The organism is Aquificaceae bacterium, assembly GCA_037481935.1.
In the GTDB taxonomy this organism is placed as follows: domain Bacteria; phylum Aquificota; class Aquificia; order Aquificales; family Aquificaceae; genus Pampinifervens.
This window is the reverse complement of record JBBFKQ010000012.1, coordinates 34,388-43,667: the sequence shown is the minus strand read 5'-3', so window position 1 is coordinate 43,667 and position 9,280 is coordinate 34,388. Positions and strand designations below refer to the sequence as shown.

The 9,280-nt window shown below is 46.9% G+C and carries 8 protein-coding genes; all 8 read right to left on the bottom strand.

Annotation, left to right across the window (positions count from 1 at the left end; translation table 11 throughout):
- The coding region (locus WHS43_09245; protein ID MEJ5339822.1) for an SAM-dependent methyltransferase at nt 1-140 on the bottom strand (140 nt) is incomplete at its 3' end.
- Nucleotides 141-152: 12 nt separating this feature from the next.
- A complete protein-coding gene (locus tag WHS43_09240) occupies nt 153-1,196 on the bottom strand; it encodes a cytochrome D1 domain-containing protein (protein ID MEJ5339821.1) in 1,044 nt (347 codons plus the stop codon).
- Nucleotides 1,184-2,269: a radical SAM protein gene (locus tag WHS43_09235; protein MEJ5339820.1), complete on the bottom strand. Its 1,086-nt coding sequence runs from the start codon at nt 2,267-2,269 to the stop codon at nt 1,184-1,186. The genes WHS43_09240 and WHS43_09235 overlap by 13 nt, the downstream gene beginning before the upstream one ends.
- A gap of 11 nt (nt 2,270-2,280) precedes the next feature.
- Nucleotides 2,281-3,912, bottom strand: coding sequence for a cytochrome D1 domain-containing protein (locus WHS43_09230; protein ID MEJ5339819.1), 1,632 nt, complete (start codon nt 3,910-3,912; stop codon nt 2,281-2,283).
- Nucleotides 3,912-5,567, bottom strand: coding sequence for a cytochrome D1 domain-containing protein (locus tag WHS43_09225; protein MEJ5339818.1), 1,656 nt, complete (start codon nt 5,565-5,567; stop codon nt 3,912-3,914). Before WHS43_09225 ends, WHS43_09230 begins: the two co-directional genes overlap by 1 nt.
- A gap of 62 nt (nt 5,568-5,629) precedes the next feature.
- Complete coding sequence (locus WHS43_09220; protein ID MEJ5339817.1) at nt 5,630-6,373, bottom strand: SCO family protein; 744 nt, start codon at nt 6,371-6,373, stop codon at nt 5,630-5,632.
- Entirely contained in the window at nt 6,357-7,607 is a 1,251-nt protein-coding gene (locus WHS43_09215; protein ID MEJ5339816.1) for a cbb3-type cytochrome c oxidase subunit I, read from the bottom strand. Before WHS43_09215 ends, WHS43_09220 begins: the two co-directional genes overlap by 17 nt.
- Nucleotides 7,604-9,271: a cbb3-type cytochrome c oxidase subunit I gene (locus WHS43_09210; GenBank protein ID MEJ5339815.1), complete on the bottom strand. Its 1,668-nt coding sequence runs from the start codon at nt 9,269-9,271 to the stop codon at nt 7,604-7,606. The genes WHS43_09215 and WHS43_09210 overlap by 4 nt, the downstream gene beginning before the upstream one ends.
- Nucleotides 9,272-9,280: the final 9 nt, after the last annotated feature.

Here is a 9,280-nt window from a genome sequence, read left to right as displayed (position 1 = left end):
GGTCTTGCAAGCAGAAGAATCTCAGGGTTTACGAGCCTGTCGTAGAGTATGACCTCTGCAGACCTTATGAGCCTGTAAGCCTTGAGGGTAAGAAGCTCCATATCTCCTGGACCTGCTCCCACAAGGTAAACCTTACCCATGGCTACACCTCCTTACTTTATAAGAAAAACCCCTGAGGGGTTTGGTATGCCTACCTCTTCCAGTATTTCAAGAAAGGGAACAGAAAGGACCTTCAGCTTTGAATCAAAGTAGGAAGAAGTGTAGAGCCTCTTGCCATCACCTGAAAACCTCATGTGCATAACTCTACTGCCTACACGCATTTCCTTTACAACTTCCAGCTTCTCTGTATCCACAAGGGCCACATAGTCTTCCCTATCCCCGCTGAAGTTTACCGCTACATACTTTCCATCCGGTGAGATAACTGCAAACACAGGCAGTCCTGAAAGCTCCACATGCCCTTCAAGGTTGAAGTTTCTTAGGTTAACCAAGTAAAGCCTTCTTTCTCCAACGACTGGTATGAAGGCTCTGTCGCCTGAAACTCCCCATGTGCCAAAGTGGGGTATCTTGAATACCACTTCCTTGCCCGCAGATAAGAAGACTACTTTCCTGTAAACCTCCCTCTTTACATCCAGCAGCCCGACACCTCCTTCTTTGAAAAAGCCCACCACATAAACATTCCCCTTAAGAAGGGCATCAAAGGGCATAGCCCCGACGTTTCCAAAGACTTTCACGCTCTTATCCTTTACAAGCCATATCTCATCTCTGTCCATGAGGGAAAAGACAAAGCCCACCTCAAAACCCTTTATTCCTACATTCCTTGAACCTGTATTAAGGCTCTGAACCACGTTTAATTCCTCGTCAAGAACCACAACCGTCTTCGGTTCATAGTTGGCAACCACTATATGGTCTCTCGTAAAGTCGATTCCTATAGCGCTTTCCCCGACCTTGACTTTTCTTAAAAGCTCATCCTTTTCAGTGTCTATCTGGCTAAGGTATCCATCCCTGCTTATAAGGTATGCCTTACCTCTCCAGAGCTTCAGTGTGGCGTGGTTCAGATTTCCAAGCCCTTCTATTTCCTTTACAAGCCTTCCATCCACCACCACTGCAAGACTTCCCCTTTCCCTCTCAACCACGTAGAGCTTTTCGGCAAAAGCAAGGATTGGGAAGGTCAGGAGAAGGAATATCAGAGGTAGCATGCAGGGTCCTCCTCTGCGTAGTCTCCGTAAACCGCATAAGCCCTCGCCCTTGAGTTTCCGTTGCATATGCCTATAAAGGAACACCTCTCACATCTTCCCTTTAGCCTTCTTGGCTTTTCTCTGAGAAAGCTAAGTAGACCATTGCCCTGCCATATTTTTAATATGTCCTCTTCCCTCACATTACCCACGCCGTGGAAAAAGAAGGGGTCTGGCTTTACATTGCCCCTGAAGTCTATGTTCATGAGCCTCACACCTGCCTGATTGCCACCCCAGAGAAGGAGCCTTTCGTAAAAGCCCTTTGCAAGCCTTGGATATCTTTTTACAAACTCCCTGTACAGAAGAACTGCGTCCGCTTCGTTGTTGCCTGTGACCACATCTATGGGAATGCCCTTTTCCACATATTCAAAGGATTTATCAAGAATAAACCTCACCCACCTTCTGTATTCTTCCCTTTCAAGGTCTGAAAGCCTCTTACCCCTGCCAGAGTATACAAGATGGGATATGTAGATTTTTGGAATTTCCTCCTTCTCCGCAAGGGAGAAGATGAAGGGGAGACTCCTTGAAGTAGCGGGTGTAAGGGTAAACCTGAGTCCTACTCTTATACCCTCCTTCAGACATTCCCTTACGGCTTTGAGGGATTCTTCAAAAGCTCCCCTCTTGCCTCTGAAGGCATCGTGGACCTCTGGCTCACCATCTACGCTTATGCCCACATAATCAAAGTGCTTTTTTATTTCTACAATTTGTTCTTTTACAAGAAGACCGTTTGTGGAAAGGTAAGTTCTTATACCTCTTTCCTTCAGAAGACCCGCTATCTGAAAGATGTCCTCCCGCAGGAGTGGCTCGCCCCCAGAAAGTATGGCAAACCTTACTCCCACAGAAGGCAATCTATGCACAAGGCTCACCACCTCCTCATGAGAGAGCTCCCCTTCCCTTTCCTGATTGGCAGATGAGTAGCAGTGTTTGCAGTAGAGGTTACAGGCGTTGGTGAGGTTCCATATGAGGATAACACCCTCAAAGGCTCTTGACTTTTTACCCTCAAGGGTTTCTCTTATGTATTCCGTAATCCTAAGCATACTTTCCTCCTTTAATCCATCCAGCCATCCTTCAGAGCCTCCATAAACTTTATAAGAGCCTTCATCTCCTCTTCTTTCAATTCAATCTTTGGCATGGCACTCCTTGAGTAGCCAAGAAGTTTGTGGGTGTTCTGGGGGTCTAGTATCTGAGCCATAATTAGTGAGATTTCTCTGTTTTGCACGGACCACCTGAGGGGTGGACCAAAGGCCTCCCTCGTTGTGTGATGACAGCCCCAGCACTTTTCCATAAAGACCTGATAGCCGAGCTGTGCAGGCTCAAACCTCTTTGACTTGTTCACAAAGTTGTATTTCCCCGCAGGAAGGCTCGCTGGATACTCGGCAAGTTTTTTGAGGCTCACTCCATCGTAAAGCACAAGGGCACCGTCCTTTTCATACACGCTCACATAGGCTATTCTTCCATCCCCCGTAAACTCTGTGTGGACCGCCCTCTTGCCGTCAATAACCTTCAGGCTACTTGCATTAAATTCTCTTTTGTCAAAAAGAAGCATGCTGTCGGAGGAGTTGTCAACCCAGACAAAGGGTGTCCCGTAGTTACTCCTTGCAAGAAAGCCCTCACCTGCAAGGGGTATGTCCTTCACATGCTCCCAGCTGTAAGCCCTCCAGAGGGAAAGGGTGGGTCTTTTAAGTATTGGTGTGGCAAAGTAGAATTTTCCCCCTGAATACCAGAAATAGGCTGAGGCTAAGTGTGGTAGCCCCGCGGTTTTTAGTTCCCTCAAAGGCTTCAGCTCTCTGAGGGAATAAACTTTCAGCCCATCCTTTGTGCTTCCTATGAGATACTCCTCAAAAGGGTCTATGGTAAAGTCTTCAAGGGGACTGTCAATGTCCGCGTAGCTTACGGAAAGCCTCTGGTAGTCAAGAAAGCCCACAAGGGGTTTGTCCCTGAAGGTGAATGCGAAGGAATTTCTCCCATAGAGCTCATAAACTGCGTTGACCCTGCCCTCAAGCTCTATGCTCTTTACATGTTTTAGCTCTCTGTCAAAAAGGACAAGCTGTGAGGGAATCCAGCAGGCGGCTACGAGCAGATTACCATCTGGTGAAAGGGCTATGTTTCTGAGGTATATGCACGCCCTTACCTTTTCAAGCTTACCCTCAGAGAAACTGTATTTCCCTATCCATCCATCCCTTGATGGTATGTAGGCTTCTCCCTTAGGGGAAAACTTTATGCCTCCGTGCATGTTCACAAAGGGAAACTTTGTCAGGACTCTTTCCCCCTCCATAGCCCAAACGAGGTTTTTGCCCCTCTCCACTACAAGGGTATAGTCTTTCAGGTTCCTTATGCTTATCTTTTCAAGCTCTATTTTTCCCTTGCTCTCTTCAATCTTATCCTTATTCCATCTTAACTTTTCCTTCTCAATAGGCCTTTTGATAAACTCCACTATAGCCCTTATATCTTCTTCCTTCAAATCCCTGAAGGCTGGCATACCCGTTGTGCCTTCTCTTATGGCTTGATAGAGTTTTTCATCTTCCTTAAGGTTAAAAAAGGGGGGAAGGGAAAAGAGGGGAGGTGCGACTTTCCCAAGTCTGTCCTCTCCATGACAGGAAGAGCAGTATTTCTGATAAAGCTCCACCCCCCCGGCAAGGGGGAGGGAGCAGAAAACCATGGACAGGAGAAAGCTTTTCATCAGTATATATCCTTCATGGTGTTGTAAACATTGAACCTGCCCGCCGGTGTGGCAACCCAGTTGCCCCTTATGACATGTTTTAGTTTTAGGGTTTTGTCGTCATAGACAAGTATTGCCTGCTTTTCTGGTTCGTTCTTTTTACCCCATACAGAAATCCATACCTCGGTGCCATCTCTGTTGTATTCAGGATGGACTGCCCTTCCCTGAAACTCTGCGGGTATTTCTATCTGAGCTTTTACCTTTAGGGTGTTCCTGTCAAGGACGGTTACGCTTCTCTGTAGCTTCTGGTCAGGGTTGAGAGGTCTGTCCACCCAGAGATTTTCAGATTTTGGATGGGTCTTTATAAAGAGGTTTCCACCGCCTTCACCCGGAAGTTCGGCCTTTGCCACAACTTTGGCGAAGTATTCTTTCCTTTTAGGGTCAGTTCCTATGCAGGCTACCGTGTTGTCACCCAGATGGCCTGTGCACCATACAGGTCCATACTGTGGATGGACAAAGTTGGCACCCCTGCCCGGATGAGGAATCTTGCCAGTCTCTATGTTTGCCACCAGCTTCTTTTCTTTTGTGTCCACCATGGAGACCTTGTTTCTGAAATTGGCAGCTACAAGGAAGTATCTCTTTGAAGCATCCCATCCACCATCATGCAAGAACCTCTCCGCCTCTATCATGGTTATCTTCGGAGCCTTTACGTTGGAGTAGTCCACGAGCCATATCTGACCTGTTTCTTTTATGTTTACAATCCATTCAGGGTCATAATGGGAAGCCACTATGGAAGCAACCCTCGCCTCTCTCACAAACTCGTTGGTGTCGTAGGTATAGGAGCTTGTGGAGATGAGCTTGAGGGGCTCAAGGGTCTGACCATCCAGTATAACCATCATGGGTGGCCAGTAGCACCCTATTATTGCCAGCTTGTCAAGAAAGTCTCCCTTTGGACCCTTATACTTGGAAGAGTCTATGGACCTTGCGTCATTGCAGGCTTTAACTTCTGCTATGGTGTCGGGCTTTTTCATCCACAGGTCTACCATGGTCGCCTTTCCATCCCTTCCTATGGTATACATGTATCTTCCAGAGGCAGAGTATCTTATTATGTGAACTGCAAAGCCTGTATCCACTATGTTAACAAGCTCTTTTGTATCCCCGTCAATTATGGCCACTTTACCCACGTCTCTGAGTATTACACCCATGAAATTCTGCCAGTTTCTGTTATGCTCGGGCTTTTTGGGTCTTTTTTCAGGTGGCACATAGACCTTCCATGTCTTTTTCAGGTCTGCAAGGGATAGCTCCGGGGGTGCAGGTGGGTCATGCTGTAAAAACCTCGCCAGTATGTCTATCTCCTTTTCATTGAGTATTCCCTGTCTTCCCCAGTCGGGCATGCCACCGGGAGTTCCATAAGTTATGAAGACCTTCAGGCTTTCAGTTCCAAGCTGTCGTGTCTTATCGGGGGTAAGGGCTGGTCCGGTTGCACCTTTTCTGAGCGTTCCGTGACATCCAGCACACCTGTCAAAGTAAATCTGCTTGGCTATTTCCATTTCCTCCTTTGTTATGGGGGGAGGGGGAGGAAGTTCCTCCTTTTTCTGGTTCTGAGCATAGACTACTGCACTGCCTGCGAGGGCTACTGCCCCCAGCACACCGCTCAGCAATACCTTCTTACCCATGGCTATGACCTCCTTAGGTGATTTTACTCATATTTATAATATAAGTGATTACTTACGGTATGTCAAGAGTTTTTCACGAAAAAATAAGGAAATGACCTGAAAAACCTGTAAATGTCTCTACCCCATACAAGAGCTGGAATTAGTGTAAAGGTAGTAATTCCTCCAGCCACATTGAGGACAAAAAACCAGTCTATTTCGTAAGCCCCTCTTTCCTGGTTATACCTGAAACACCTGAGCCAGAAACCTTCTATGGGGCTAAGCCTTACCTCTTCCCTCTTGGCTTCAAGCACTGCAAGCTCAAGGTCCCTGGGTTTTGGGTTTACTCCATAGAGGTATCTTGATATTTTTCCGGAGGGTGTGAGCACCACATAGAGGTTTGGATGGTCAAACTCCCCGAGCTTTTCGTTATAACTATATCTGTAGCCTATAGCTTGCAAAAGGCTATCTGCCTTTTTACTCCTTACCACATACCAGTTTTCTGGCAGGTTGTGAGCCTGTCTGAACCTCCTGAGGTCTTCAGGGTTATCCCTGGGGTCAAAGGTCAGGGAAAGGACTACGAGGCTCTCTTCAAGGTCTTTTATTGCCCTTTTTAGACCCTGCGTCATGAGCGGGCAGGCGGATGTGCATTTTGTGTATATGGGGTTCAGCACCACAACTCTGTTCAGCTCTCTTATGCGAAAGACCCTTCCCTCGCTGTCTTCCAAAACCACATCTGGCACGTATGTGCCTATAGTTTTCTTCTCATCTGGTAGCAGTTCACTGCCCCAAGATAAAAGGAGAAGCAGAAAACTAAGAAACACTGACATTCCTGTAACCTCTGAAAAGGGAAAGGGTGGTGTAGGATATGAAGAGAATGCCACCTAGCACTGCCAGCAATCCACCAAAACCCATAACATTCAGAGCAAGTATCACCTTTGTATCCTGAACATACTCAAATCCGTACGTCTTTCTTGGTGCACCCATGTTGCCTGCCAGGTAAAAGCCAAGAACGAGAAGGTTTATTCCAAGACCGAAGAAAGTTGGCTGGAGTTTTGCAACACTTTCCCAGAAGACATAGCCAAGCTTTTCTTTAAGCATATAGTAAGTAAGCCCCATAAAAGCTATGGTTACACCTGAGACAACGCCATGATAGTGGGCTGGGATTCTCAAGTCGCTCTGCATACCGCCGTAGGCTATAAGAGCACCTGCGTGATACACAGTCATGGAGAACAAAAGGCTAATTGTAGCCACGTTCCAGCTTAACCTGATGTTTTTGAGCACATGATAACTGTGAAGAAGCACAGGCACACCAAGCCCAACACCAAAGGAAAGGGCTATCTGCCTTCTGAAGTTTTCAGAAAGGGGGTCCATAAAAAAGCCCAGAAGCAGTGGCAAGGCAGACATAAAAAGAAGAAGATTGGCACCTTTCAACAGAGGACTGTTCACCACACTACCAGAGCTTTTTTTAAGAAGTTCATGCCATACCGCAAGCATCACAGAAGCATACATGAACTGCTGGAAATGCCCTGGTATCCAGAAAAGCCTTTCAAAAAAGAGCTTCATACCACCTTCAGGGTGGGCTATAAGAAGGGATGAGGGTATGGAAAAAAGGGTGAGGATGCCGAAGAGAATGGAGAGAGGATAAAGTTCATCCAGTCTTTTTGCATATTTCAACCTTTGCAGAGCTTCAAGAAGAAAACCGCAGAAGAAGAGGAAAAGTCCCAGGTAAAAGATGGGACTTCCCACAACAGGTACATAATTGTTAAGATAGGGCTCTCCATAGGGTAAAAGGCAGGAAAGGGAAAGGAGGAGCATACCCAGTAGGGTGGCTGGAGGTGCAACCCTTCCCTTCCTGCCTTCTCTGTAGTGCCAATAGGCAAGGGTAAAGGTCATAAGCCAAAGAGTGATGGAAAAGGTCACATGCCCCACAAGAAAGTGATAGAAGAGCTCAGGGGATTTAAGGAGGGATACGGCCGGCATTCTGGTAAGGGCTATAAGTAGACCAAAGAGACCGGCCATTACAAGGGAAAAGAGGGACAGTGAAAGGTAAAAGAACATCATCTTACCTCCCACATGGCTGCAAGCCATCCCCAGTTGAGCAGGAGGAATATAAGGAACACGCCCATGAAAAGAAGGGTGAGGGTCAGAGTTCCCGGTGCCTCAAAACCATGATGTTCCTTCGCAGGAGGTGGGGGTGAAGCAATCTGCAGTTGCATATCCTGAGGACCTCTTACTGACTGTCCAAAGAATACAGAAAACACCACTATAAGTATCCACATGAGAGCGCCTATGACCGTAACTATGCCTCCAATGGCAAAAAGAACCCAGAAAAAGTCCGTTGCAGGGTTGAAGGTGTAGGTAAAGGGTCCACCAGAAAAGGTAATGTCATAGTGTCTCCTTGGAACTCCAAAAGCTCCAAGTATATACATGGAAACGGCAAGCAAAGAAATGCCTCCGCCAAATACCCATGGCTGGAGCTTTGCAAGCCCGAAGAAGGCGATCTTTTTCCTGAATATGAGGGGTATAAGGTAGTAGGTTGCACCCATGAAGGCAAGTGTGGTTCCACCCACCACCGTTCCCTTAAAGTGCCCGGGTATGGAAAGCGTATTGTGAACTATTATGTTGGTCTGTTCCATACCGTTTACAACCCCCGTGACGCCACCTATAAAGCCAAAGATTATGATGGAAAGAAACACTGCAGAGAAGGCTGGATTGCCCCAAGGTGCATTTTTGAGCCAGTCAAAGAGACCTTTGGTAAAGCCCCTTCTTCTCTGAGCAGATTCCACTGCGGAAGGAACTGCAAAGGCATGTATCATGGAGGCAAGAACCGCTATATACATCACATAACTCGTATTGAAGACCTTCCATGCCGGGCTTGGTCCAGGGTCTACAAGAAGGTGGTGTGCAGATGCAACATTTATGCCTATTACGTAAAAGACAAAGGCGAGCCTACTGACCTTTTCATTTATGGATGTTCCACCAACTGTGAGAAAAGCCCCAAGATACCATATAGCTATCATAGCGGTCACATTTATCTGCTGGGAAGAATGTCCAAGACCCCACCATACAAGTTTGTAAACGCCTGCATCCATGGTCTTTATTATTCCGAGAGACCACAGCAGGGTGGGTATGTATATAACTGCGCCAGTTGCAAGGGTCAAAGTGGCAATTATAGCAGCTGCCACAAGCCCAAAGGTAAACAGTGGTAATGAGTCTCCGTAGGTTCTCTCCTTCCTCGCTATAAGAAGGTTTGCAAAGAAGAGGAAAACCCCCACAAGGGCTCCAACTGCAAAGAGGATTACACCGAGGTAATACAGAGAATGTGCCTGAAGGGGTGCATAGGATGTCATCAAAACGTCCGCATTGCCCGTGAGTATGGTGTAGTTAACCAGTAAAAAGCCAAGGACCATAAGTGTAAGGGCAAGCCATCCAAACTTTGGTGAAGACATGCGTGAGTTGAGAACAACCGTTGAGCCAAAGTAAAGCCCTGCTATCTCAAAAAAGACAATCCAGAATATCAGGGCATTCAGACCGTGAAGGGTAAGGACCCTGTAATACCATTCAGCAGGCAGGAGGTGCACAACCTGCCACCTTGTCAAGACAAGTAGTAGCGCAGCTATTACTCCAATCAGCAGAGAGACCACAGCCATGACTGCATTCAGCTGTATTAGCCTCTCAGCCCTCAGGTCAACTTTAAGTCCAGTAATATCGCATGTTCTAAACATGGCTAAACC

What these genes read in the sequence shown, in the direction of transcription:
- WHS43_09210 (MEJ5339815.1), bottom strand. Translation starts at nt 9,271, where the DNA reads ATGTTTAGAACATGCGATATTACTGGACTTAAAGTTGACCTGAGGGCT.
- WHS43_09240 (MEJ5339821.1), bottom strand. Translation starts at nt 1,196, where the DNA reads ATGCTACCTCTGATATTCCTTCTCCTGACCTTCCCAATCCTTGCTTTT.
- WHS43_09230 (MEJ5339819.1), bottom strand. Translation starts at nt 3,912, where the DNA reads ATGAAAAGCTTTCTCCTGTCCATGGTTTTCTGCTCCCTCCCCCTTGCC.
- WHS43_09225 (MEJ5339818.1), bottom strand. Translation starts at nt 5,567, where the DNA reads ATGGGTAAGAAGGTATTGCTGAGCGGTGTGCTGGGGGCAGTAGCCCTC.
- WHS43_09215 (MEJ5339816.1), bottom strand. Translation starts at nt 7,607, where the DNA reads ATGATGTTCTTTTACCTTTCACTGTCCCTCTTTTCCCTTGTAATGGCC.
- WHS43_09220 (MEJ5339817.1), bottom strand. Translation starts at nt 6,373, where the DNA reads ATGTCAGTGTTTCTTAGTTTTCTGCTTCTCCTTTTATCTTGGGGCAGT.
- WHS43_09235 (MEJ5339820.1), bottom strand. Translation starts at nt 2,269, where the DNA reads ATGCTTAGGATTACGGAATACATAAGAGAAACCCTTGAGGGTAAAAAG.